Source organism: Micromonospora sp. NPDC018662 (genome assembly GCF_044391475.1).
GTDB lineage: Bacteria > Actinomycetota > Actinomycetes > Mycobacteriales > Micromonosporaceae > Micromonospora.
The window spans coordinates 280,080-302,114 of sequence record NZ_JBISAC010000007.1; the positions used below are offsets into that span (position 1 = coordinate 280,080).

Sequence of the window (22,035 nt, forward strand, 5' to 3'; positions counted from 1 at the left end):
GGAGCGACGGTCAGGCTCGGAGGAGGGCGGACAGGATGTCGGCGGCGCGGTCGATCTGGGCGTCGGTGACGTCCAGGTGGGTGACCAGCCGGGCGGTACGCGGGCCGAGCACCGAGATCAGCAGGCCCTCGGCCCGGGCGGCGGCCGCGAGGGCGTGCGCGTCGAGCGGGTGCTTGGTGAGGTCCAGCGGCACGATGTTGGTACGCACCCCGGCCGCGAGCACCCCGTGCGGGGCGACCGCCTCGGCCAGCCGGGCGGCCCTGGCGTGGTCCTCGGCGAGCCGCTCGACGTGGTGCGCCAGCGCGTACCGGCCGGCGGCGGCGAGGATGCCGACCTGCCGCATGCCGCCGCCCATCCGCTTGCGCAGGAACCGGGCCCGGGCGATCTTCTCGGCGCTGCCCACCACCAGCGAGCCGACCGGCGCGCCCAGCCCCTTGGAGAGGCAGACCGAGAGCGTGTCGAACAGCGCGCCGTACTCCGCGAGCGGCACCCCGTCGGCCACGTGCGCGTGCCAGATGCGGGCGCCGTCGCAGTGCAGCGCGAGCCCGTGCTCGTCGGTGACCTCCCGCAGCCGGCGCAGCGTCGACAGCGGGATCACCCCGCCGCCGCTCCGGTTGTGGGTCTGCTCGACCGCGATCGCCCGGGTCGGCACCGCGAAGTAGCCGTCCGGCCGGATCATCCCGACGACCACGTCGGGGTCCAGCTCCGCGCCCACCGCCGGCCAGGTCCGCGTCGAGATCCCGGAGTACGCCGCCGCGGCGCCGACCTCGTACGTGACCACGTGCGCGTCGGCGTCGCAGAGCAGCTCGTCACCGGGCGGGACGAGCAGTTGCAGCGCGAGCTGGTTGGCCATCGAGCCGCTCGGGGCGAACAGCGCCGCCTCGTGCCCGAACCGGGCGGCCACCTCGGCCTCGAGCGCGGCGACGGTCGGGTCCTCGCCGTAGACGTCGTCGCCCACCTCGGCGGTGGCCATCGCCTCCCGCATCGCCGGCGTCGGCCGGGTCACGGTGTCGGTACGAAGATCGATCATGCTCGCCAGCTCACTCCTCGCGTCAGCCACGCAACATCTCCGCCACCAGGAAGGCCAGCTCCAGCGACTGCTGGGTGTTCAGTCGTGGGTCGCAGGCGGTCTCGTACCGATCGGGCAGGTCGAGGTCCTCGATGCCCTGGGCGCCGCCGAGGCACTCGGTGACGTCCTCGCCGGTCAGCTCCACGTGCAGGCCGCCCGGGTGGGTCTCCAGACCGCGGTGCACCTCGAAGTAGCCGAGCACCTCGTCGACGATCCGGTCGAAGTGCCGGGTCTTGTAGCCGTTGGAGGACTCGTGCGTGTTGCCGTGCATCGGGTCGCACTGCCAGACCACCTTGGCGCCGGCCGCGGTGACCTTGGCGACGAGCGGCGGCAACGCGTCCCGGACCCGGTGGTTGCCCATCCGGCTGATCAGCGTGAGCCGGCCGGGGACGTTGTCCGGGTTGAGCTTCTCGCACAGCTCGATCGCCTCGTCCGGCGTGGTGGTCGGGCCGAGCTTCACGCCGATCGGGTTGGCGATCCGGGAGATGAAGTCGATGTGCGCCCCGTCGATCTGCCGGGTCCGCTCGCCGATCCAGAGGAAGTGCCCGGACAGGCCGTACGCCCGGCGGTCGGAGATCCGGGTGAGGGCGCGGTCGTACTCCAGCGCGAGCGCCTCGTGGGAGCAGTAGAGCGTGACGGTGCGCAGGGCCTCCTCGTCGGTCATCCCGCAGGCCCGGATGAACGCGATGGCCCGGTCGATCTCCCGGGCGATCGCCTCGTAGCGCTCGCCGGCCGGGGACTGCCGGACGAAGTCCTTGTTCCAGTCGTGCACCGCGTGCAGGTCGGCCAGCCCACCGGCCAGGTAGGCCCGGAGCATGTTCATCGCGGCGGCCGAGTTCGCGTACGCCCGGATCATGCGCTGCGGGTCGGCGACCCGCGCCTCCGGCGTGGCCTCCAGCGAGTTGATCATGTCGCCGCGGTAGGCGGGCAGGCCGCGGGCGTCGGTGGGCAGCGACCGGGGCTTGGTGTACTGCCCGGCGACCCGGGCCACCTTGACCACCGGCAGCGACGCGCCGTAGGTGAGCACGATCGCCATCTGGAGCAGCGTGCGGGCGTTGGCCAGCAGGTGGCTCTCGGTGTTGTCGGCGAACGTCTCCGCGCAGTCGCCGCCCTGGAGCAGGAACGCCTTGCCCTCGCAGACCAGGGCCAGCTTCCGCCGCAGCTGGTCGACCTCGTAGGGCGCGACCACGGACGGCACCGTGTCGAGCACGGTGCAGACCTCCGCGACCTGCGCCGGGTCGGCCCAGGGCGGCGTCTGCGCGCGCGGCAGCTCCCGCCAACGGTCGAGACCGAGGGCCACGTCCTCGGCGGAGTCGGCGGTCGGGCGGCTGGTCTGCAGACCGGTGCTGCCCACGGCGGGGTGACTCAGCTGATGCCACTCATGGCGCATGGAGGAAAGCGTACGGCGACCGCCCGGGACGCTCGACGCCGAGGGGGACGGTTCCGGTGCGTGGGAGACCCCCGCCACCGCCGGGACCGGGTCAGGGTGTGCCGGCGGGCTGGGCGGGGTTGCCGCCCGGGGCCTCGCCGGCGATGCACCAGTCCGCGCCGGTGCGGGTGACCGTGAACAGCAGCGCGCGGGTGGCCGTCCGGGACCCGGCGGCGACCGTGATCGAGGCGCTCACCTCCTGGCCGTGCGGCCCGGTGCGGACGTCGGTGATGGTGGCCTGCGGCACCGTGAAGTGGTCGGCGAAGTCGCCGTTCGGGCCGGTGGCGGCCGTGTCGAAGGTGGCCTGAAGCGGGGCGCAGAGCTGGCTGCGGCCGGCGGCGGTGTCGCGGGCGGCCAGCGCGTCGAGGTACGCCTGCACGCGTTCCCGGCTCTTGGCGGCCGCCTCCTGCGCCGGCGCCTGCCGTGTCGCGGGCGCGGAGCCCTCGGTGGGCTCCCTGTCGTCGCCGCAGGCGGTCAGGGTGACCGGCAGGAGCGCGAGCAGAACGGTGGCGGTCGCCATTCTCCGGTGCTGCTGACCCATCGTCCCTCCCATCGGCGCCGGGGCATCGTGACGTGCCTGACCGGCGAGTCTGTCACACCGGCCCGCCCGCCGGTCGCCGGCCTCCCCATCCTCGCCCCGATCGCCCGGTCCGGCCGGACGGCGCGCCTGCCGACCCCGGCCCGGCCGGACGATCACTAGTCTCGGGGGGCGTGGCGGCGCCGGGCCGCGCAGTTCTGCGGAGGTGACGAACCATCCTCAGCGTGACGTCCGTCGACACCGCGTGGCTGCCCCCGGCCGAACGGTTCGACTTCTGGCAGGACCTCGTCGCACGGCAGTCGACGACGGCCACGATCCGGAGCGCGCACGCGGACGACTTCACCGCCTCGGCCCGCGTGGTCGATCTCGGCGCGCTCCGCCTCGGCGTCTGGCGTTACCCGTCCCTGGAGCTGATCCGCCCGGCCCACCTGATCGACAGCGCCGACCCGGAGCTGTACCACCTCGCGCTGCCGCTGTCCGGGCGCGGGGTGGTGACCCAGCAGCGGCGCGAGGGGTCGCTCGACCCGTCCGCGTTCACCCTGGTCGACACCGTCCGACCGCACGGCTCCCGGTCGCGGCCGGACGACGGGACGCCGGGGGTGGTGGAGACGTTGACCGTCCTGGTGCCGCACCGGGCGGTGCCGGTGGCTCCGCACCGGCTGGCGGAGTTGTTCACCGCCGACATCCCGGCCCGCACCGGGATGGGCGCGCTGCTCGCCGCGTTCCTGCGGCGGGTCGTGGCGCACCCGGAGCAGTACGCGACGGCCGACGCCCCGCACCTCGACCGGATCGCCCTGGACCTGATCGCCGGCACGCTGGCCGGGCGGCTGGACGTCGAGCGGGAGCTGCCGGTCGAGGCCCGGGTCGCCGGGCTGCGGGTCCGGGTGACGGCGTTCGTCCGGCAGCACCTGACCGATCCGGGACTCTCCCCGGCCGCCGTCGCGGCGGCGCACCACCTGTCGGTGCGGTCGTTGCACCGGCTCTTCGAGGGCACGGGTACGACGGTCGGCGGTCTGATCCGCACCGGCCGGCTGGAGCGGGCGGCCCGGGAACTGGCCGACCCGGGGCTGCGGCGGCTGAGCGTCGCGCGGATCGGCGCCCGGTGCGGGTTCGCGCACCCGGCGCACTTCAGTCGCGCGTTCCGGGCCGCCTACGGGTGGTCCCCGGGGGAGCACCGGGAGCGGGCCGCCCGGGGCTGACCACGCGGGCGGGGAGGGGCCGGTGCGGCCCCTCCCCGCCGGGTGGGTGGTGCGTCGGCCCTCAGCCAGGCCGAGGGTTGGTGCGTCGACCTCGGCTCAGCCGAGACCGCCCTTGATGGCGCCGATCAGCTCACCGTTGCTGGTGTCTCCGGAGAGCTCCCAGAAGAACGCGCCACCGAGGCCCTGGGTGTTGGCGTAGCTCATCTTCCCGCCGATGGTGGCCGGGGTGTCGTAGCTCCACCAGTTGCTGCCGCACTTGGCGTACGCCGTGCCGCCGACCGTCGCGGTGGCCGGGCAGGTGTTCTTGAGGACCTTGTAGTCCTCGATGCCGGCCTCGTAGGTGCCGGGGGCCGCGCCGGTGGCGGTGCCGCCGGGCGCGGTCTGGGTCACGCCGGTCCAGCCGCGTCCGTAGAAGCCGATGCCGAGCAGCAGCTTGTTGGCCGGCACGCCCTTGGACTTGAGCTTCTGGATGGCCGCGTCGGACCAGAAGCCCTGCTGCGGGATGCCGCTGTAGGAGTAGAGCGGGGAGTGCGGTGCGGTCGGCCCCTGGGCGGCGAACGCGCCGAAGTAGTCGTACGTCATCGGCATCAGCCAGTTGAGGTTCGTCGCCGCGCCGGCGTAGTCGGTCGCGTCGATCTTGCCGCCGTTGCTGCCGTCGGCGGTGATCGCCGCGGTGACCAGGAAGCTGGAGCCGAACTTGCTGCGCAGCGCGGAGACCACGTTCTTGAACGCGTTCGGGCCGCTGGCGTCGCACTGGAGGCCGCAGGCGTTCGGGTACTCCCAGTCGATGTCGATGCCGTCGAAGACGTCCGCCCAGCGCGGGTCCTTGACCAGCGCGTAGCAGGAGTCCGCGAACGCGGCCGGGTTCTGCGCGGCCTGGGTGAAGCCGGCCGACCAGGTCCAGCCGCCGAAGGACCAGAGCACCTTCAGGTTCGGGTACATCTTCTTCAGCTTGCGCAGCTGGTTGAAGCTGCCGCGCAGCGGCTGGTCCCAGGTGTCGGCGACGCCGTCGACGCTGTCCGCCGCGGTGTACGCCTTGTCGTAGTCGGCGTAGCTGTCCCCGATGCTGCACCGGCCGCCGGTGGTGTTGCCGAAGGCGTACAGGATGTGGGTCAGCTTGGCGGCGGAGCCGCTGGTGTGGATGTTCTTGACGTGGTAGTTACGGCCGTAGACGCCCCACTCGGCGAAGTAGCCGACCACCTTCTTGCCGCCGGTCGGCGGCGTGGTGGGGGGCGGCGTGGTCGGCGGCGGCGTGGTGGGCGGCGCCGTCGTCGGTGGCGTGGTGGTCGGTGGCGTGGTGGTGGGCGGGGCGGTGGTCGGCGGGGTGCCGCCGCCGGCGCACGAGCCGCCGTTGACGGTGCAGTTCAGCGGCCCCCGGTAGGCGCCGGTGCCGTTGTAGCCCCAGTTGAAGCTGGCCCCGGGCGCGAGCGACCCGGCCCAGCTCTTGTTGACCGCGACGTAGTGGTCGCCGCTGCGGGTCACGTCGGCGTCCCAGGAACTGCTGATCGAGGTGCCGGAGGGCAGGTCGAACTCGATGCGCCAGCCGTTCACGGTGGCGCCGGTGCCGTTGGTGACGGTCACCCGCCCCTCGTGACCGGTCCCCCAGTCCTGCACCTTGGTGAACGTGGCGGTGACGCTGCCGGCGGCCGACGCGGTGGTCATGGGCACCGCGGCGACCGCGAGCGCGACCACGGCGCCGGTGGCCCAGAGGGCCCGGCGGAGCGATCTCTTCATTCGGCGTCTCCCCAAACTGTTAGGAAACTTTCCAGATTGATTGCTGAGACGCTACTCACGCCGTCATCAGTTCGTCAAGATGTAGATGCGTCGATTTCACGGGTGGCGCGGGGCGAGCCGGGAGCCGGCCCGTAGCCTCGTCACATGACCGTTTTCGACGTGCAGATCGACGCCCTCACCGGCGGCCCGGCCGACCTCGACCGCTACCGCGGCCGCGCCCTGCTGGTGGTCAACGTGGCCTCCCGCTGCGGCCTCACCCCGCAGTACGCGGGCCTCCAGGCGCTCGCCGACGCGTACGCCGGGCGCGGGCTCACCGTGCTCGGGGTGCCGTGCAACCAGTTCGCCGGCCAGGAGCCGGGCAGCGCGGCGGAGATCGAGGAGTTCTGCCAGGTGAACTACGGCGTGACGTTCCCGCTCACGGAGAAGGTCGACGTCAACGGGCCGGACCGGCACCCGCTCTACGCCGCGTTGGTGGCCACGCCGGACGCCGAGGGGCACACCGGCGACGTGCGCTGGAACTTCGAGAAGTTCCTGGTCGCGCCGGACGGCGCCGTGGTCGCCCGGTTCGCCCCGCAGGTCACGCCCGACGACCCCGAGCTGCGGGCGACGATCGAGAAGGTGCTGCCGGCCTGACGGCATGCCGCAGCGGGGGGGGGGGGGGGGGGGGGGGCCGCCCGCCCCGCGGGGGGGGGGGGGCGGCGGGGGGGGCGGCCGGGGGGGCGGGGGGGCCCCCGCGCCCCCCCCCCCCCCCCGCGGGGGGGGGGGGTGGTGGGGGTGGGGGGGGGGCGCCGGGGGGCCGGGGGGGGGCCCCCCCCCCGGGGGGCCCCCCCGCCGCTCGCGGTGCGCGGGTCAGCCGGCGGCGGACCGGAAGACCGGGTAGTAGCCGCCGGACTGCCCCGCGGCCGTCGGGTGGTACGACACGGTCAGGTTCAGCACGTTCAACGCGTGCAGCCACTTGGTGCCGTAGCTGCACAGCTGGTGACCGACGAAGATGGACCGGACGTCGGCGAACGTGAAGCCGGCCGAGGTGGCGGCCGTCCGGGTGATGTCGTCGAGCAGGTTGATGCCTTCGTTGATCTTCGCCCGGGAGGTGGCGGTGAGCCCGACGCAGACGGTGCCGAGTTGGTAGAAGACCGGGTAGCCGACCACCACGACGCGGGCCGAGGGCGCGCGGTTCTTGATGCCGTTGTAGACGTTGGCGAGCCGGCCGGGCATCTGCGTGCGGGCCACGTTCATGGCCGCGTTCACGGCCGACACGCACTGCGACTCGCCCTGGAGCACGCAGGTGCTCATGATGTTGGCGAAGCCGACGTCGTTGCCGCCGATCGTGACGCTGACCAGCGTGGTGGTCGAGGAGAGCGCGGAGAGCTGGCCGTTGATCACGTCCGCGGTGGTGGCGCCGGAGCAGGCGACCGAGCGGTACGAGGCCGGTCGGATGTTGGCGTTGTAGAGCGCCGGATAGGCGTTGGTGCTGCGTAGGCAGTTGCCGCTCTCGGAGGTGTAGCTGTCCGCGCCGACGCCGGAGGCGTACGAGTCGCCGAGCGCGACGTACCGGTCGGACGGGGACGCCTGGGCGGGCGCGGCGCCCAGCGACAGCGCGACCCCGATCGAGGCGGCCAGGGACAGGGCGAGGGTGGCAAGACGGGATCTCCGCACGTCGCACTCCTGGGGGTGGGAAGTGGTGGTGAGAGATTGATATCAATGAGATCACTAAACAGGGAAGATCATCGATTCGCTGTCCCTGCCCATAGCGACTTGTCGTTACAAATCGTTGCCGCATAGCCGCGCGTGGATGAAGGTTTCCGCCGGGGCGGGCAACCTACCGCCGTGGTCGGGAATGCGGCGGGTCGTCGCCGGGGTTGGCACCGGACATGACGACTGTGGGACTGATCGGCAGCGGCAACATCGGCGGCACGGTGGCCCGGCTCGCGGTGGACGCCGGCCACGACGTGGTGCTCAGCAACTCACGGGGCCCGGAGACGCTCCAGGACCTGGTGACCGAGCTGGGCCCCCGGGCCCGGGCGGCCACCCCCGAGGAGGCGGCGACCGCCGGCGACCTGGTGGTCGTCACGATCCCGCTGCGGGCCTACCGCCAGGTGCCGGCTGCACCGCTCGCCGGCAAGATCGTGATCGACACGAACAACTACTACCCGGAGCGCGACGGGAGCATCCCGGAGCTGGACGACGAGTCGACCACCACCAGTGAGCTGCTCCAGCGGCACCTGCCGGAGTCACGCGTGGTCAAGGCCCTCAACAACATCTACTTCGCACACCTGCGCACCCTGGGCCGCCCGGCCGGCGCGGCCGACCGGACCGCCCTGCCGATCGCCGGCGACGACGAGGCGGCCAAGGCCGCCGTCACCACGTTCCTCGACTCGCTGGGCTACGACGCGGTCGACGTCGGGCCGCTCGCCGAGGGCTGGCGGTTCCAGCGGGACACCACCGCGTACGCCGGTCTCTACGCCACCGACGGCGACTGGGAGCGGCCGGCGCCGGCCGGTGCGGAGCGGTTGCGCGCCGCCCTCGCCGCCGCCCGGCGCTACGCCGACAGCTGACGCACGTCCGCCCGGCGGCCGGTCCCCGGCCGGCTGCCGGGCACGGCGGCGAGCCCGTGGCACGGCGACAGGAACGAGGGTGGCGGCGGGCCGCTCAGACCGGGCGGCGGCCGGCGAAGCCGCACTCCACCCGGTGGTACCAGCGGACGTCGGTGTCCCCCTCCAACCAGCACCAGAGCACCGCCCGGCCGTCCCGCTCGCCGGGGAAGTCGAGCAGCACCGGCGCGATGCCCTTGACCTCGATGTCGTGCTGGTGGAACTCCTCCACCACGGCGTGCAGCCGGGCCTCGATGGCCTTCACCTCGGCGAGCCCGCCGAGCGCGCTGGCGCCGTGGTCGGCCAGGTCGACCCGCAGCTCGGCGAGGTCGGCCCGCAGCTTGATCAGCTCGTCGACGCGGGGCCGCAGGGTGGCCACCAGGTGTCGCGCCTGGGCGAGAGTGAACACCGGCCCAGTATGGGGCACACGTTCCGCATCCGTCGCGGTGGCGCCCCGACCGGGTCAGATGCCCGGACACCCTGATCAGCCTCGAAACGGTCAGGGCATACGGCCTTCAGCCAGTCGAAGGGAGACTCGGTGCGCGAACCGGATTGCCCGACATCCGGCCAGGCCGCTCAAGACGTCGTCCACACTGAGCTTTGGCCGTCCGCCTCTCCCGGTGCCCTCCGACTGCTGTACGACGATGTCTGCCATCCGTTCCGGGTCATCGTCCAGCAACATGCAGAGAAAGTCGTCCGGATGCAGCACCTTGATGGCGTACGGCGCCAGCGCATGGTCCGGGAAGTCACGAAGGTTGGCGGTGACGATTACCTCCGCATCGGCGGCGGCAGCAGCGGCGAGTACGTGGCGATCCTTGCGATTTCGGCGATGAGGTGCTCATGACCCGAAACCATCGCATTCGGGAAGTGCTCTCGCATCACCTCAACTCTGCGTTCGGCCTTGACACCGAGCACGGACGGCGGCAGGTTCCGCCGGACCTCGTCGAGGATCGCCCGGCTCCAGAGCGGGCGATACAGGTCCTGTTCGGCACAGCGCAGCAGGGTGTCGGCGAGGACGCTGGGCACGAGTACGCAGGCGTCCAGCACGGCAACGATCATCAGTGGGCGTCACTCGTCCGGCTGGTCGGCTGCCTGCTGGCGGCCGCGCCGAATCGCTTCTTCGTAGAGGCCCATGTCGATCGCGTCCGCCGTCAACTCATCCAGGGCCTCACGGCGCGCCCTCGACCGGCGCTCCTTGTAGGCCAGCACGTCGTGCAACGCGACCCGGCGGCTGGAATTGGGACGGGTGTAGGGCAGAACGCCATCGTTCATCAGCTTGACCACCGTCGGCCGGGTCACACCCAGGATCGCGGCGGCTTCCCCGGTCGACAGCTCGACGTTCTCTGCCATCACCCGCACCGGCCGCCCCCGACCCAGGATCGACACGACTTCGGCAAGGGCCTCGCCCACCACGGGCGGCACGTCGACCGGCTCTCCGCCGTCGACGATCAATTGCAGCCGCCTCCCTCGGAGTGACCGCCGGGCGAAGCGCCGCAGCTCGTCACCGTTGGGCGCTGATCCGCCTGCGGGTACCACCGTCACAAGATCCTCCGACGTCATCGATCCCGTCTCCACGATAACCGGCAAAGCGAAAAAAACGATAGGGTTAGCCGGCAGGATCGGTCGGCAGGTGGATGCGCTCGGCCGGCACCCCGGCGGCGAGCAGCCGCAGCCGCGACCCGGCCACCATCGGCGGCGGCCCGCACAGGTAGACCTCCTGGCCGGGCCGGTGGTGGACCAGCGCCACGGTCAGCGCGTCGCCCCGCTCCCCCGGCTCGGCGAGCGGATCGTGCGAGAACGCCGGCACGACGGTCAGCCAGTCGTGCGCGCACTGGAGCTGGTCCAGGCTGATCGCGTCGTAGAGGTCGGCGAAGGCACGGGCGCCGACGACCATGGTCACCCGCCGCCCGGCCGGAGCCTCGGCGACCTGCTCGACGAGGGCGCGCAGCGGCGCGAGCCCGGTGCCCCCGGCCACCAGCAGCAGGTCCGACCGTGCCGCCGGGTCGAGACCCAGCCCGGCGTCGTGCGGCGGGCCGAGCCAGAGCCGGTCGCTCTACAGCGAGGGCGATCCGAAGAGTGGCCTCGCTCAAGCAGCTCAGGCCGCCCAACTCGCCTCCCGCTGCGGGGACCACACCTTGTCCGCCGTGGCACTGCTGCACGTCGGCGAAGCCAACGCGATGATGGGCGAGCGCTCGGCCCTTGGCCGAGCCGAGCGCCACCTGGCCCACATGGACGGTGATGGTCGGCCCGGCGAACTCACCTCGGCCGGACAACTCAACCGACTGGCCGGGTCCTGTTACCTCCGCCTCGGCGAGCCCAAGCGGGCTCAGTCTCTCCTCGAAAGCGTTCCCGCTGGCATTCAGGAACGCCAAAAGTCGCATGCCATTGTCCTCGGCAATCTCGCGTTGGCTCGCCTTCGGCAGCGCGGCCTTGACGGCGCGACCGAGACGCTGCACCAGGTAATCGACGCCGTCGAGGAAACTCGCGGAGGCGGCGCGGTCAACGTCCTGTTCGCCGCCGGCCGAGAGCTGCGACCATGGCGAGGCCGGCGGGACGTCGAAGAGATCATGGACCGGACGCTCGCGCTGATGGCGTCCTGAGGAGAGCGCATGACCATCGAGCAGGAAAAACGTGAGGTGCGCGAGGCCGTCTGGTCACGACTGGAACAGGCTGGCCAAGCACTTCCCCCGGGCGCTGAGGGACGCATCCCCAACTTCGTCGGAGCCGAACTGGCCGCCGAGCGGCTTGCGCAACATGAGGTGTGGCGTCGTGCCAACGTCATCAAGTCCAACCCGGACACGGCTCAACTGCCGGTGAGGCTACGAGCGCTTGCCGACGGCAAGCTCCTCTACATGGCGGTGCCGAAGATCGCCGACATCCGTCCCTTCTATCTGCTCGATCCCGCCAACCTGAACGCAGCTCCCGCCGACGTCACGACTGGCAGCGGCGCGGCGGACCACGCGCCGAAGGTCGGCATCAGCGAGATGCGGCCGGTGGACCTGGTGGTGTGCGGCAGCGTCGCGGTCAACCGTGACGGCGTGCGGATCGGGAAGGGCGCGGGCTATTCGGACATCGAGGTCGCCCTGCTCATCGAGGCCGGCTTGGTCGGTCCATCCACCATCCTCGCCACGACGGTCCACGCCTTGCAGATCGTCGACGGGCCGCTCCCCGAGTCGTCGCACGACGTCGGCCTCGACCTGATCATCACCCCGGATGAGGTGATCGAGTGCCGGCGACGGCAGCGCCCGACCGGCATCTACTGGGAGAGCCTCAGCGCAGAGAAGATCGACGCCATCCCAGTCCTCAGGGCGTCCTCGATATCAGAATAAGGAAATTCTGCGCATCGCTCAGTCGTTCACCGGCTCGGACGATCCGACGGCCTCACGAGTGGAACGCCATGGGTGCTTCACGCCCTCGTAGACACCCACCGCGTTCCACTCACGGGCTGAAAGCTTCACGAGTGGAGCGCCATGGGTGCTTCAGGCTCTCGGAGACACCCATGCCGTTCCACTCACCGCCCGAATCCGCGCTCCCCGCCTTACACCTGGGCGGCGAGTTCGCGGGCGCGGTCGCGGGCCGCCTCCAGCGCCGCCAGCATGGCCGCGCGTACGCCGTGGTTCTCCAGCTCCCGGATCGCGGAGATGGTGGTGCCGGCCGGCGAGGTGACCGCCTCGCGCAGCTTCACCGGATGCTCGCCGGAGTCGCGCAGCATCACCGCCGAGCCGATCGCGGTCTGCACGATCAGCTCGTGCGCCACCTGGCGTGGCAGCCCGAGCAGGATGCCGGCGTCGATCATGGCCTCGACCAGCAGGTAGAAGTAGGCGGGGCCGGAGCCGGACAGCGCGGTCACCGCGTCCTGCTGCGACTCGGGCACCCGGATGGTGGCGCCGAGCGGGGAGAACATCTCCTCGGCCAGCGCCAGGTGCGCGCCGGTGGCGTGCGCGCCGGGCGAGATGGCACTCATCGCCTGGTCGACCAGCGCCGGGGTGTTGGTCATCACCCGGATCACCGGGGTGCCCTCGGGGAGCCGCCGGTTGAAGAAGCTGGTCGGCAGGCCGGCGCAGAGCGAGATGACCAGCTTGCCGGCGGGGACCTTGGGGCCGATCTCGTCGAGCAGGGCGGCGGCGTCCTGCGGCTTGACCGAGACGGCCAGGACCTGGGCCTCGCCCACCGCGATGACGTTGTCCACCACGCGTACGCCGTAGCGGTCGGTCAGCTCCTGCGCGCGGGCCGGCCGGCGCGCGGTGGCGAGCAGCCGGTCCACCGGCCAGCCGGAGCGCAGCAGCCCGGAGAGCATCAGCTCGCCGATCTTGCCCGCGCCGATCACCGCGACCGTGTGCCCGCCCACCGCGCCTCCTCGTTCGACTCCGACGACTGTTAAGCGGGGCCCCCGCCTATGCACGAGGCGTTAAGCGGGGGCCCCTCCTTACACCTCAGCTGCCGAAGAAGACTTCGGCCTCTTCGTAGCGCTCCAACGGCACGGTCTTCAGCTCGCGGGTGGCCTCGGCCAGCGGGACGCGGACGATGTCCGTGCTCTGCATCGCGACCATCTTGCCCCAGTCGCCCTCGTGCACGGCGTCGATGGCCTGGAGGCCGAGCCGGGTGGCGAGCACCCGGTCGAACGCGGTCGGGGTGCCGCCGCGCTGGATGTGGCCGAGCACCACGGTGCGGGCCTCCTTGCCGGTCTTCGCCTCGAGCTGCTCGGCGAGCCACTGGCCGATGCCGCCGAGGCGGACGTGGCCGAAGGAGTCGAGCTCCTGGTTGTGCAGCACCATCTGGCCGTCCAGCGGCTGGGCGCCCTCGGCGACCACGACGATCGGGGCGTACTGGTGCTGGAAGCGCTTCTCGACGTAGCCGGCCACCTGCTCGACGTCGAACTGCCGCTCCGGCAGCAGGATCACGTTGGCGCCACCGGCGAGGCCGGCGTGCAGGGCGATCCAGCCGGCGTGCCGGCCCATCACCTCGACGACGAGCGTGCGGTGGTGGCTCTCGGCGGTGGTGTGCAGCCGGTCGATCGCCTCCATGGCGATGTTGACCGCCGTGTCGAAGCCGAACGTGTAGTCGGTGGCGCCCAGGTCGTTGTCGATCGTCTTCGGCACGCCGACCACGTTGACGCCCAGCTCGTGGAGCTTGGTGGCGACGCCGAGGGTGTCCTCGCCGCCGATCGCGATCAACGCGTCCACGCCCTGCGCGGCCAGGTTCTCCTTGATCCGCTCCACGCCGTTGTCGATCTTGAACGGGTTGGTGCGGGACGAGCCGAGGATGGTGCCGCCGCGGGGCAGGATGCCGCGCACCTCCGCGATGCCCAGCGGCTTGGTCAGCCCCTCGAGCGGGCCCTTCCAGCCGTCCCGGAAGCCCACGAACTCGTGACCGTAGGTGGCGACGCCCTTGCGGACCACCGCCCGAATCACCGCGTTGAGACCAGGGCAGTCGCCGCCGCCGGTGAGCACGCCGATACGCATGATCTGCTCATCCTCCTGAAGCATCAGGTGAAGCCCGGATTAAGCCCCAGGATATGTGTCGGATCAGACCATCGGCGCCATTGCCGGCCCGGGGCGGGCCGTCACTGCGAACTGTAGTCGGCGCACGTGTACGCCAGCACCGCGCCCCGGCCCGTCCCGCCCGCCGCGCCGGCTACCGGTCAGTAGCCGACCTCGTGGTTCTCGCCCGCCTTCGGCGGCTTCCCGGTCACCGCCGCCTTGGCGAAGCCGAGCAGGTTGACCACCGTGCTGCCGGGCGAGTCCCAGTACTCCGCCGAGCTGGCGTGCACCTTGATCAGGGTGATCCCCGGCGTCTCGAGGCCGTCCGGGAACCACGCCTTGAGCAGCGGGTTCCACAGCTCCTTCGCGCGGTCGGTGTCCCACTCCTCGGTGGCGGTGCCGGCCACCGACACCCAGGCGTTGTGACGCTGATCGGAGAAACCGACGTTGACCTGCGGATTCACCCGAATCTGCCGGATCTTGGCGGAGTCGGCGTACGCGAAGAACCACAGGTCACCGTCGAAGTCGGCCTCCTGCAGCCCCATCGGCCGACTGACCAGACGCCCGTCGACGGCGCTGGTGGTGAGCAGGCAGATCCGGGCGTCCCGGATCAACTCGGTGACCTTGTGGCGGGCGTCGGCGGCGCTGGTCGGCTCGTTGCTCATGGGCCCTCCTCGGATCGGCGTGATGCCGCCTCCGGTGCCCCGGGCAGAACGGGTCAAACCTGCCGTGCAGGGTTGGCATGCGCTCAGCGCGCGGTCATCGCCCGCCACCGGGCCAGGTTGTGCCGGGCGTCGACCAGCGCGTCGTGCCGGCCGGCCTCGGCCTCCGGCAGCCGCGGCCGGCCCCGGTCGTCCCAGAGTTGGCGCAGCTCCTTGGTGAACCGGGGGATCTCCCGGGGCAGCGCTGGCATGGCGCCCCAGAGCTGGGCCAGCACCACGTGGTCGTACGCGGCGTACCAGGCCCACAGCTCCAGCTGCTCGCCCGGCCGGTCCCGCACCGGCGCCAGCAGGAACTCGAGCAGGTCGTCCCGGATCCGCTCCCGGGAACGCCAGGCCCGGTCGGCCGGCGAGGGGAGCTTGTCCAGCACGTTGCGCCGCACCCAGGGCACCGCCCGGGAGTCGTCGAACTCGGTGGAGACCGCGTAGAACTCGCGGCCGTACTCGTCGACGACGCCGATCGACACCAGGTCGACGGTGCGGCCGTCCTCGATGAATTCGCAGTCGTAGAAGTAGCGGTAGACCATCGGCCCCATCCTCGCCCATCGGCTCCGCCGGGCCACCCCCGGGGCATCCGCCGAGGTCGGCACCGCCCGGCCGCCGGCCGGCCATGGTCACGGAAGTGTCTCCGGGGGTGTACAGCACGCTACCGGGGCGTCATGATCTGATGTGTACCGCCGTCGGGCGCCGAACCGGTTGAACTGCCTCGTACCGGGACTGACCGCTTCACCCGGTGTGCGAGCTGGTGACTTCTGACCGGGGAGGGGTTGAGCCGTGGAGTCTCGCCTGCCGGAGCCGGGTGACGCGCTCACGGGCGTGGAGATGTTCGCCGGGCTCGAGCCGGAGGTGCGGCAGCGGGTCATCGCCGCGGCCGTGCCGCGCACGTACCGCAAGGGGCAGCTCCTCTTCGTCGAGAACGACCCCGGCGAGTCGCTGATCGTGCTGCGCCGCGGCGCGGTGGCGGTGTTCCGCACCGCGCCCACCGGCGAGCGCGCCGTGCTGTCGGTGATCCGACCCCCGGACGTGCTGGGCGAGGTCTCCCTGCTGGACGCCTCGACCCGGTCGGCCTCGGCGGAGGCGATCGAGGACTGCGCCGCGCTGGCGCTGTCCCGACCCGCCTTCATGGAGCTGGTGCACTCCAACCCGCGCATCCTCGACGCGGTGATGCGCTCGCTCGGCCAGCTGATCCGTCGGCTCACCGAGCAGAACGCCGATCACGTCTTCCTCGACCTGCCCGGTCGGGTGGCGAAGACGCTGGTGCGGCTGGCCGGCGAGAGCCAGGCTCCGATGATCACGATCGAGCTGAACCAGAGCCAGCTCGCCGAGATGGCCGGCGGCTCGCGGCAGAGCGTCAACCAGGCCATCGGCTCGTTCGCCAGCCGCGGCTGGCTGCGGACCGAGGGGCGCCGGATCGTGGTCACCGACGTGGCCGCGCTGCGCCGCCGCGCCGGCATGAGCGACCGCTAGCCCGACCGACCACCCGGAGCCGGACCACGAGCCGGGAGCCGGACCACGACCGGGCCCGGACGACGACGGCGGGGCCCGGCGGTCACCCCGCCGGACCCCGCCGGATGTCACCGGCCCGTCGTGTCAGTTGTCCTTGGTGTCGGCCGGCGGCGCGCTCGGGCCGGGGCCGATCTTCGACGGGTCGGTCTTCTTCGGCGACGTGGTCGTGGTGGTGGTCGTGGTCTCGGTCGATCCGGTGCCCGTGGGCTGCTCCACCATGTCTTTTTCCTCCAGTTCGGCGAGTGTGACGGCGTCCACGTCGACCGTGTCGCCCGAGGCCCACACCGTCCCTCGTGGATCGGTCCATGAGGCGGAAAGCCGGACGTGCACGGCACTCTCCCTGTCGACGGGACTTCCTGCTAGGGGAGACTAGACCCGGCCGAACAGCCGCGACGTCCCGCCGACCCGTCGGGTACCCGACTACCCGACCGCGCGGGACACTGGGGACCTCACGCGTACGGAGCCGGACATCGACCTCACCTGTGGACACTGCACCCGGACCGCCGGGCCGGACGACCGCTTCTGCGGCGGGTGCGGCCGGCCGCTCGCGGCGGCCTGTCCGGGCTGCGGGCACGCCAACGACGTCGGCACCAACTTCTGCACCGGCTGCGGCCAGCCGCTGCGCGACCACGCGGTCGCGGTGCAGGAGGACCGCCGGCAGGTCAGCGTGCTCTTCATCGACATCGTGGACTTCACCACGTACGCCGAGCGGGCCGACCCGGAGCAGGCCCGGGGCCTGCAACAGGTCTACTTCGCCACGGTGCGCCGGCTGGTGCACCAGTACGGCGGCGTGGTGGAGAAGTACATCGGCGACGCGGTGATGGCGCTGTTCGGCGCGCCGGTGGCGACCGACAACGACGCGCTGCGCTGCGTACGCGCCGGTCTGGAGCTGCAGCGCAGCCTGGCCCGGCAGCCGGCCGGCCCGCACCCGCCACTCGGCTTCCGGGTCGGCATCGCCACCGGTGAGGCGCTCGTCGACCTGGCCGCGGCGCGCGACGGCGGGCAGGCCTTCGTCACCGGCGACGTGGTCAACACCGCGAGCCGGTTGCAGGCGCTGGCCCCGACCGGCGGCGTGGTGGTCGACGAGAGCACCTGGTCCGCCACCCGGCGCGAGATGGAGTACGCCGACCAGCCCCCGGTGACGTTGCGCGGCCGGTCGGCGGTGAGCCGGATCTGGCTGGCCGTGCGGGCCCGGCCCCGGCGCGACGGGCAGGGCGCCGAGCTGACCCCGATGGTCGACCGGGACCACGAACGCGGGCTGCTGGTCAGCGCGCTGCACCGCACCGTCACCGAGCGCACCTCCCAGCTGCTGACCGTGTTCGGCCCGGCCGGGGTGGGCAAGAGCCGACTGCTGCGCGAGCTGGCCCGGCACGCGGCCAACCTGCCCGGCGCGCGGGTCACCTGGCTGACCGGCCAGTGCCCGCCGTTCGGCGAGAACGTCACCTACGCCGCGCTGGCCGACATCGTGCGGAGCTGGGCCGGCCTGACCGGCGCCGACGACCCGACCGGCATCCGCGAACGGCTGCGGGAGCGGTTGGGCCGGCTCGCCGACCCGCACGCGGTCCGGCTCGCCGAGGCGCTCGGCCCGCTGGTCGGCGTCTCCGGCGAGCGGCTCACCTCGGCCGAGACCGAGGCGGCGTGGCGGCGCTTCCTGCTCGCGCTGGCCGCGACCGGCCCCACCGTGCTCGTCTTCGAGGACATGCACTGGGCGGACGAGGCGATGCTCTCCTTCGTCGAGCAGCTCGGCGCGGCGGCCCGCAACGTGCCGCTGCTGGTCGTCGCGACCGCCCGGCCGGAGCTGCGCGAGCGGCACCCGGCCTGGACCGGGACGATCAGCGGCGCGATGTCCATCTCGGTGCCGCCGATGCACGACGGTGACATCGACACGCTCTACTCGCTGCTGCTCGGCCAGGCCACGCTGCCCAGTGAGGCCCGCGCGCCGTTGATCGAGTTCGCCGACGGCAACCCGCTCTACGCCCAGGAGTACGCGCGGATGCTGCTCGACGGCGGGCTGGTCGAGCGCTCGGCCGGCCTCGGGCGGCTCGATCCGGCGGCGGGCGCCGGGATGCCGCGTACCGTCCAGGCGGTCATCGCCAACCGGCTGGACCTGCTCGACCCGGCGGACCGTGCGGTGCTCCAGGCCGCCTCGGTGGTGGGGGTGCAGTTCTGGGCGGCGCCGGTGGCGCTGGCCCTGGGCCGGCCGGCGGAGTGGGTGGAGCGGGCGCTGCACCGCCTCCAGCGCCGCGACCTGGTCTTCGAGCTGCCGGTCTCGACCATGCCCGGCCAGCCGGAGTACCGGTTCCGGCACGTGCTGGTGCGGGACGTCTGCTACCAGCGGCTGCCCCGGGCCGAACGGGTCGTCCGGCACCAGCGCGCCGCCGACTGGCTGGAGCAGCTCGCCGACGGCCGGCAGCACGACCTGGCCGAGGTGCTGGCCAACCACCGGTGGGCGGCGCACGAGATCGCCCGGACGGTGGGGCTCGACCAGGCGCCGCACGCCGCCGCCACCCGGTCCGCGTTGCACCGGGCCGCCCGCCGGGCGTACGAGCTGCACGCGCTGGAGACGGCGGCCACGCTGGTCGGGCGCGCGCTCAGCGTCGAGTGCGGGCCGGACCCGGCGCTGGAGCTGTTCCAGGCCGAGCTGGCGTTCTACACCGACCGCGACGGCTTCCTGGTCGACGGCGGCGCGGAACTCCTCACCGGCCTGGCCGGGCGGCTGGCCGACGCCGGCGACCTGCCCGGCGCGGCGAAGGCCTGGCGGCTGCTGTCCACGGCGGCCTGGGCCCGGGCCGACCGGTCGGAGATGCGGCGTTGCCTGGACCGGGCGATCCGGCTGCACGCCGAGCTGCCGGACAGCGAGGACAAGGTCGGCGCGCTGCTGGAGCTGGCCCGGGCGCACATGCTCGACGCGGAGACGGAGCCGGCCTGCGCCGCCGCCCGCAGCGCCGCCGAGTTGGCCGAGCGGCTGGAGCTGCGCGAGGCACGCGCCAACGCCCGCATCACCCTGGCGGTCGTCCGCTACCAGGCCGGCGCCGAGGCGGCGTACGCCGAGCTGGCCGAGGTCACCGAGGAGTGCCGGGTGGAGCGGCTCACCAGCCGCCGCCGCGCGGTGCACAACCTGGCCTGGGCGTTGCAGGAGGAGGGGGACCTGGCCGGGTCGGCCCGCCTGGTCGACGAGCAGCGCTCGCTGGACCTGGCCGACGAGCACGGCCTGACGGTCACCTTCAGCGACCAGTGGACCCGCTCGTACTACAGCGGGGACTGGACCGCGGCGCTGCGGATGGCCGAGGGGTCCACGCGCCGTCCGACCGACGAGTGGGACCTGCACATCGTCGCGATCTCCGGCTGGATCCGGGCGCTGGGCGACCACCCGGACGCCGGCGACGCCGCCCCCGACCTGGTGGACCAGGCGCTGGTCGCGGCCCGGCGCAGCGGCTTCCACCGGGTGCTGCGCTCGACCGTGGCGCACGCCGCGCTCTGCCGCGCGGTGCAGGGTCGCCGGGACGAGGCGCTGGCGCTGCTCACCGAGTTGGACGAGGACTGGCGACGGACCCGGATGATCCCGTTCGCCGAGTGGGTGCCGGCGGTCGGGCACGTCGCCGGCCTGCTCGGCGGCGACGCGGCGGCCCTGGTACGCGACCTGCTGGCCCGCGCCCCGCGCGCCACCCGCTGGGCGCGCGCGGCCGGTCGGTCCGCCGACGCGGCGCTGGCCCGGCGCGACGGTGACGCCGCCCGGGCGGGCCGGCTGTTCACCACCGCGGCGGAGGGCTACGCGGGGATGACCGACGTCACCGACCAGATCATCGCCTCCGCGCTGGCGGTGGGGCCGCTGGCCGAGGCGGACCCGCCGGCCGCGGCGGCGACGCTGGCCCGGGTACGCGCGTTCGCGGACCGGCACGCCGCCACCGGGCTGCTGCGGATCGCCGGGGTCGGCTGAGCGTCAGGCGGGGACCGGCTGCCGCGGCGGGTTCTTCGCCTTCTGCGCGTACGTGTCGACGTACTCGCGGCCGGACAGCTCCATCAGCTCGTACATGATCTCGTCGGTGACGGCCCGCTCGACGAACCGGTCACCGGACAGGCCGGCGTAGCGGGAGAAGTCCAGCGGCGGGCCGAAGCGAATCCGGACCCGGCCCAGGTTGGGGACGAGCTGGCCGGTGGGTTGGATGGCGTCGGAGTTGAGCATGGCCATCGGGACCACCGGGGCGCCGCTCTCCAGCGCGAGCCGGGCCACCCCGGTCTTGCCGCGGTAGAGCCGGCCGTCCGGTGACCGGGTGCCCTCCGGGTAGATGCCGGCGATGCCTCCGGCGCGCAGCACCTGGAGCTGGGTGTCGAGGGCGGCCCGGGCGGCGTGCCCGCCGGAGCGGTCGACCGGGATGGTGCCGGAGCCGACGAAGAACATCTTGGTCAGCCATCCCTTGAGGCCCTTGCCGGTGAAGTATTCGGCTTTCGCGATGAAGGTGACTTTTCGCTTGACGATCAGCGGCGTGAAGATCGAGTCGGAGAAGGAGAGGTGGTTGCTGGCCAGGATCACCGGGCCGGTGGCCGGCAGGTATTCCAGCCCCTCGACCTGCGGGCGGAAGACCAGCCGCAGCAACGGGCCGAGGATGATGTACTTCAGCAGCCAGTACAGCACCGGGGTCCTTCCGGGTGGGGTCGCGACGCGCGGGATCGTCCGGGACGAGGGTACGAACCACGTACGCCGCGCCACAACGCACTCCCGGAACCGGGCCCCGACGTGTCAGGATTCAGGGCACGACGTCAGGCCGTGGTGAAGGGGGTGGCCGGTGTCAGGGGGCGGGGCCCGCCGAGGGCGGCGGGACAACGGGCTCGACGCGGCCGAGTACGCGGTCGCGGGCGACGTCGATCCGCGCGTCGGTGAGCACCTGCTCGACGTGCTGGCCGCCGGCGGCATCGCCGCCTACCTCCAGCCCTCCGCCGACCTCAACCCGGTGACCCGCACCACCACGGTGCCGGCCCGCCCGGTCGACCGGCTCTATGTCGACCGGTCCCACCTCACCACCGCCCGGGACTACCTCACCCAGCTCGCCGACGAGGGGGGCGAACCGCCGCCCCGCGCCGACGAGCCCGACATCGAGGCGGAGTGGGCCCGGATCGTGGCCGGCTTCCACACCGCGCCGGCCGCCGGCAGCCGTCCCTGGCCGGCCGCCGAGGACGTCGACGACCCGGCCGCGCCGGGCGGTGCCACCGCCGGCCGCGCCGAGGAGCCGGCCGGGCCGACCGCCACCGACGTGCGTCGCCTGCCCTGGGCCGCGGACGTGTCCGGCATCTCGGTCAGCCGCGACCGGCACGACGAGCCGTCCCTGCTGGACGGGCTGGACACGTTCGGCGCCGACCTGCCGGGCGACGCGGAGGAGGAGCACTACACCCCGCCCCCGCCGCCCCCGCTGCCGCGCTTCTCGAAGTACGCGGTGCTGGGCGTGCTCTGCATCGTGCTCGGCTTCCTGTTCTTCCTCTCCCCCACCGTGATGTCGCTGGTCGACCCGTCGGTGGTGACCCTGCTCGGCTTCACCGGCATCCTGGCCGGGTTCGTGATGCTGATCTGGCGGCTGCGTCCGGGCGACCGGGACGACCACGACCCGGACGACGGCGCGGTCGTCTGAGATCACCGCGACGGCTGCCCGGATCGCGGGACACCGCCCGCCCCGGGTCGATCCGGTAACAGGGGTGTAACTTACGGTCAGTAGGAATACCGCTGAACGTCACGTCCCGCACCGGCTGTCCGGTCTGCGCTCCTCCGGGCACCGGCACC

General features: G+C 72.7%; 23 protein-coding genes. 8 read left to right on the forward strand and 15 right to left on the reverse strand.

Annotated features, from left to right (window positions below):
• Nucleotides 1-10 precede the first annotated feature (10 nt).
• From ACH495_RS21350 to ACH495_RS21360, 3 genes are all read right to left on the reverse strand, one after another.
• Nucleotides 11-1,030: a threonine aldolase family protein gene (locus ACH495_RS21350; protein ID WP_396859564.1), complete on the reverse strand. Its 1,020-nt coding sequence runs from the start codon at nucleotides 1,028-1,030 to the stop codon at nucleotides 11-13.
• 22 nt (nucleotides 1,031-1,052) lie between these two features.
• Nucleotides 1,053-2,459, reverse strand: coding sequence for a class II 3-deoxy-7-phosphoheptulonate synthase (locus tag ACH495_RS21355; RefSeq protein WP_396859461.1), 1,407 nt, complete (start codon nucleotides 2,457-2,459; stop codon nucleotides 1,053-1,055).
• A gap of 91 nt (nucleotides 2,460-2,550) precedes the next feature.
• On the reverse strand, nucleotides 2,551-3,039 hold the full coding sequence (locus ACH495_RS21360; RefSeq protein WP_396859462.1) for a hypothetical protein: 489 nt from the start codon (nucleotides 3,037-3,039) through the stop codon (nucleotides 2,551-2,553).
• Nucleotides 3,040-3,260: 221 nt separating this feature from the next.
• Here ACH495_RS21360 and ACH495_RS21365 point away from each other — a divergent pair, with 221 nt between their 5' ends.
• The gene (locus tag ACH495_RS21365; protein ID WP_396859463.1) at nucleotides 3,261-4,235 is read left to right on the forward strand and encodes a helix-turn-helix domain-containing protein; all 975 of its coding nucleotides are present in this window, start codon (nucleotides 3,261-3,263) and stop codon (nucleotides 4,233-4,235) included.
• Between the two features lie 96 nt (nucleotides 4,236-4,331).
• Here ACH495_RS21365 and ACH495_RS21370 read toward each other — a convergent pair whose 3' ends face one another.
• Nucleotides 4,332-5,969, reverse strand: a complete 1,638-nt coding sequence (locus tag ACH495_RS21370; protein WP_396859464.1) for a glycosyl hydrolase family 18 protein — start codon at nucleotides 5,967-5,969, stop codon at nucleotides 4,332-4,334.
• Between the two features lie 144 nt (nucleotides 5,970-6,113).
• Here ACH495_RS21370 and ACH495_RS21375 point away from each other — a divergent pair, with 144 nt between their 5' ends.
• Nucleotides 6,114-6,602 carry a glutathione peroxidase gene (locus tag ACH495_RS21375; protein ID WP_396859465.1) on the forward strand — a complete coding sequence of 163 codons (489 nt, stop codon included), beginning with the start codon at nucleotides 6,114-6,116 and terminating at the stop codon, nucleotides 6,600-6,602.
• 216 nt (nucleotides 6,603-6,818) lie between these two features.
• Here the strand turns inward: ACH495_RS21375 and ACH495_RS21380 are convergent, their stop codons facing one another.
• Nucleotides 6,819-7,625, reverse strand: a complete 807-nt coding sequence (locus tag ACH495_RS21380; RefSeq protein WP_396859466.1) for an SGNH/GDSL hydrolase family protein — start codon at nucleotides 7,623-7,625, stop codon at nucleotides 6,819-6,821.
• Between the two features lie 215 nt (nucleotides 7,626-7,840).
• Here ACH495_RS21380 and ACH495_RS21385 point away from each other — a divergent pair, with 215 nt between their 5' ends.
• A complete protein-coding gene (locus ACH495_RS21385) occupies nucleotides 7,841-8,524 on the forward strand; it encodes an NADPH-dependent F420 reductase (protein WP_396859467.1) in 684 nt (227 codons plus the stop codon).
• Nucleotides 8,525-8,618: 94 nt separating this feature from the next.
• Here ACH495_RS21385 and ACH495_RS21390 read toward each other — a convergent pair whose 3' ends face one another.
• From ACH495_RS21390 to ACH495_RS21405, 4 genes are all read right to left on the reverse strand, one after another.
• Complete coding sequence (locus tag ACH495_RS21390; RefSeq protein WP_396859468.1) at nucleotides 8,619-8,969, reverse strand: DUF2203 domain-containing protein; 351 nt, start codon at nucleotides 8,967-8,969, stop codon at nucleotides 8,619-8,621.
• A gap of 359 nt (nucleotides 8,970-9,328) precedes the next feature.
• Nucleotides 9,329-9,619 (reverse strand): hypothetical protein, encoded by a 291-nt coding sequence (locus ACH495_RS21395; protein WP_396859469.1) that lies wholly within the window; start codon nucleotides 9,617-9,619, stop codon nucleotides 9,329-9,331.
• A 9-nt stretch (nucleotides 9,620-9,628) separates the two neighbouring features.
• Nucleotides 9,629-10,012, reverse strand: coding sequence for a helix-turn-helix domain-containing protein (locus ACH495_RS21400; protein ID WP_396859470.1), 384 nt, complete (start codon nucleotides 10,010-10,012; stop codon nucleotides 9,629-9,631).
• 154 nt (nucleotides 10,013-10,166) lie between these two features.
• Nucleotides 10,167-10,535 carry a hypothetical protein gene (locus ACH495_RS21405; RefSeq protein WP_396859471.1) on the reverse strand — a complete coding sequence of 123 codons (369 nt, stop codon included), beginning with the start codon at nucleotides 10,533-10,535 and terminating at the stop codon, nucleotides 10,167-10,169.
• Nucleotides 10,536-10,704: 169 nt separating this feature from the next.
• Here ACH495_RS21405 and ACH495_RS21410 point away from each other — a divergent pair, with 169 nt between their 5' ends.
• Nucleotides 10,705-11,160: a hypothetical protein gene (locus ACH495_RS21410; RefSeq protein WP_396859472.1), complete on the forward strand. Its 456-nt coding sequence runs from the start codon at nucleotides 10,705-10,707 to the stop codon at nucleotides 11,158-11,160.
• 9 nt (nucleotides 11,161-11,169) lie between these two features.
• On the forward strand, nucleotides 11,170-11,889 hold the full coding sequence (locus ACH495_RS21415; protein ID WP_396859473.1) for a 5-formyltetrahydrofolate cyclo-ligase: 720 nt from the start codon (nucleotides 11,170-11,172) through the stop codon (nucleotides 11,887-11,889).
• A 209-nt stretch (nucleotides 11,890-12,098) separates the two neighbouring features.
• Here the strand turns inward: ACH495_RS21415 and proC are convergent, their stop codons facing one another.
• The 4 genes from proC to ACH495_RS21435 all read right to left on the reverse strand — a co-directional run bounded on the left by proC (nucleotide 12,099) and on the right by ACH495_RS21435 (nucleotide 15,286).
• The gene (gene proC / locus ACH495_RS21420) at nucleotides 12,099-12,908 is read right to left on the reverse strand and encodes a pyrroline-5-carboxylate reductase (protein WP_396859474.1); all 810 of its coding nucleotides are present in this window, start codon (nucleotides 12,906-12,908) and stop codon (nucleotides 12,099-12,101) included.
• A gap of 85 nt (nucleotides 12,909-12,993) precedes the next feature.
• Nucleotides 12,994-14,022, reverse strand: coding sequence for a 6-phosphofructokinase (locus ACH495_RS21425; RefSeq protein WP_343447693.1), 1,029 nt, complete (start codon nucleotides 14,020-14,022; stop codon nucleotides 12,994-12,996).
• Nucleotides 14,023-14,201: 179 nt separating this feature from the next.
• Entirely contained in the window at nucleotides 14,202-14,705 is a 504-nt protein-coding gene (locus tag ACH495_RS21430) for a pyridoxamine 5'-phosphate oxidase family protein (RefSeq protein ID WP_396859475.1), read from the reverse strand.
• An 83-nt stretch (nucleotides 14,706-14,788) separates the two neighbouring features.
• Nucleotides 14,789-15,286 (reverse strand): polyadenylate-specific 3'-exoribonuclease AS, encoded by a 498-nt coding sequence (locus tag ACH495_RS21435; protein WP_396859476.1) that lies wholly within the window; start codon nucleotides 15,284-15,286, stop codon nucleotides 14,789-14,791.
• Nucleotides 15,287-15,533: 247 nt separating this feature from the next.
• On the opposite strand from ACH495_RS21435, the gene ACH495_RS21440 reads away from it, so the two are divergent.
• Complete coding sequence (locus tag ACH495_RS21440; RefSeq protein ID WP_091059444.1) at nucleotides 15,534-16,226, forward strand: Crp/Fnr family transcriptional regulator; 693 nt, start codon at nucleotides 15,534-15,536, stop codon at nucleotides 16,224-16,226.
• Nucleotides 16,227-16,349: 123 nt separating this feature from the next.
• Here the strand turns inward: ACH495_RS21440 and ACH495_RS21445 are convergent, their stop codons facing one another.
• Nucleotides 16,350-16,550: a hypothetical protein gene (locus ACH495_RS21445; protein WP_396859477.1), complete on the reverse strand. Its 201-nt coding sequence runs from the start codon at nucleotides 16,548-16,550 to the stop codon at nucleotides 16,350-16,352.
• 184 nt (nucleotides 16,551-16,734) lie between these two features.
• Here ACH495_RS21445 and ACH495_RS21450 point away from each other — a divergent pair, with 184 nt between their 5' ends.
• Nucleotides 16,735-20,202: an ATP-binding protein gene (locus ACH495_RS21450; RefSeq protein ID WP_396859565.1), complete on the forward strand. Its 3,468-nt coding sequence runs from the start codon at nucleotides 16,735-16,737 to the stop codon at nucleotides 20,200-20,202.
• 3 nt (nucleotides 20,203-20,205) lie between these two features.
• On the opposite strand, the gene ACH495_RS21455 is transcribed toward ACH495_RS21450, so the two are convergent.
• Nucleotides 20,206-20,898 carry a lysophospholipid acyltransferase family protein gene (locus tag ACH495_RS21455; RefSeq protein WP_396859478.1) on the reverse strand — a complete coding sequence of 231 codons (693 nt, stop codon included), beginning with the start codon at nucleotides 20,896-20,898 and terminating at the stop codon, nucleotides 20,206-20,208.
• A 151-nt stretch (nucleotides 20,899-21,049) separates the two neighbouring features.
• Between ACH495_RS21455 and ACH495_RS21460 the strand changes: the two genes are divergently transcribed.
• A complete protein-coding gene (locus ACH495_RS21460; protein ID WP_396859479.1) occupies nucleotides 21,050-21,886 on the forward strand; it encodes a DUF308 domain-containing protein in 837 nt (278 codons plus the stop codon).
• Nucleotides 21,887-22,035 lie beyond the last annotated feature (149 nt).

Bases quoted from the DNA above. Each gene is read 5' to 3' on its own strand.
- ACH495_RS21395 (WP_396859469.1), bottom strand. From the start codon at position 9,619: ATGATCGTTGCCGTGCTGGACGCCTGCGTACTCGTGCCCAGCGTCCTC.
- ACH495_RS21360 (WP_396859462.1), bottom strand. From the start codon at position 3,039: ATGGGTCAGCAGCACCGGAGAATGGCGACCGCCACCGTTCTGCTCGCG.
- ACH495_RS21385 (WP_396859467.1), top strand. From the start codon at position 7,841: ATGACGACTGTGGGACTGATCGGCAGCGGCAACATCGGCGGCACGGTG.
- ACH495_RS21370 (WP_396859464.1), bottom strand. From the start codon at position 5,969: ATGAAGAGATCGCTCCGCCGGGCCCTCTGGGCCACCGGCGCCGTGGTC.
- ACH495_RS21415 (WP_396859473.1), top strand. From the start codon at position 11,170: ATGACCATCGAGCAGGAAAAACGTGAGGTGCGCGAGGCCGTCTGGTCA.
- ACH495_RS21350 (WP_396859564.1), bottom strand. From the start codon at position 1,030: ATGATCGATCTTCGTACCGACACCGTGACCCGGCCGACGCCGGCGATG.
- ACH495_RS21375 (WP_396859465.1), top strand. From the start codon at position 6,114: ATGACCGTTTTCGACGTGCAGATCGACGCCCTCACCGGCGGCCCGGCC.
- ACH495_RS21435 (WP_396859476.1), bottom strand. From the start codon at position 15,286: ATGGTCTACCGCTACTTCTACGACTGCGAATTCATCGAGGACGGCCGC.
- ACH495_RS21430 (WP_396859475.1), bottom strand. From the start codon at position 14,705: ATGAGCAACGAGCCGACCAGCGCCGCCGACGCCCGCCACAAGGTCACC.
- ACH495_RS21425 (WP_343447693.1), bottom strand. From the start codon at position 14,022: ATGCGTATCGGCGTGCTCACCGGCGGCGGCGACTGCCCTGGTCTCAAC.
- ACH495_RS21355 (WP_396859461.1), bottom strand. From the start codon at position 2,459: ATGCGCCATGAGTGGCATCAGCTGAGTCACCCCGCCGTGGGCAGCACC.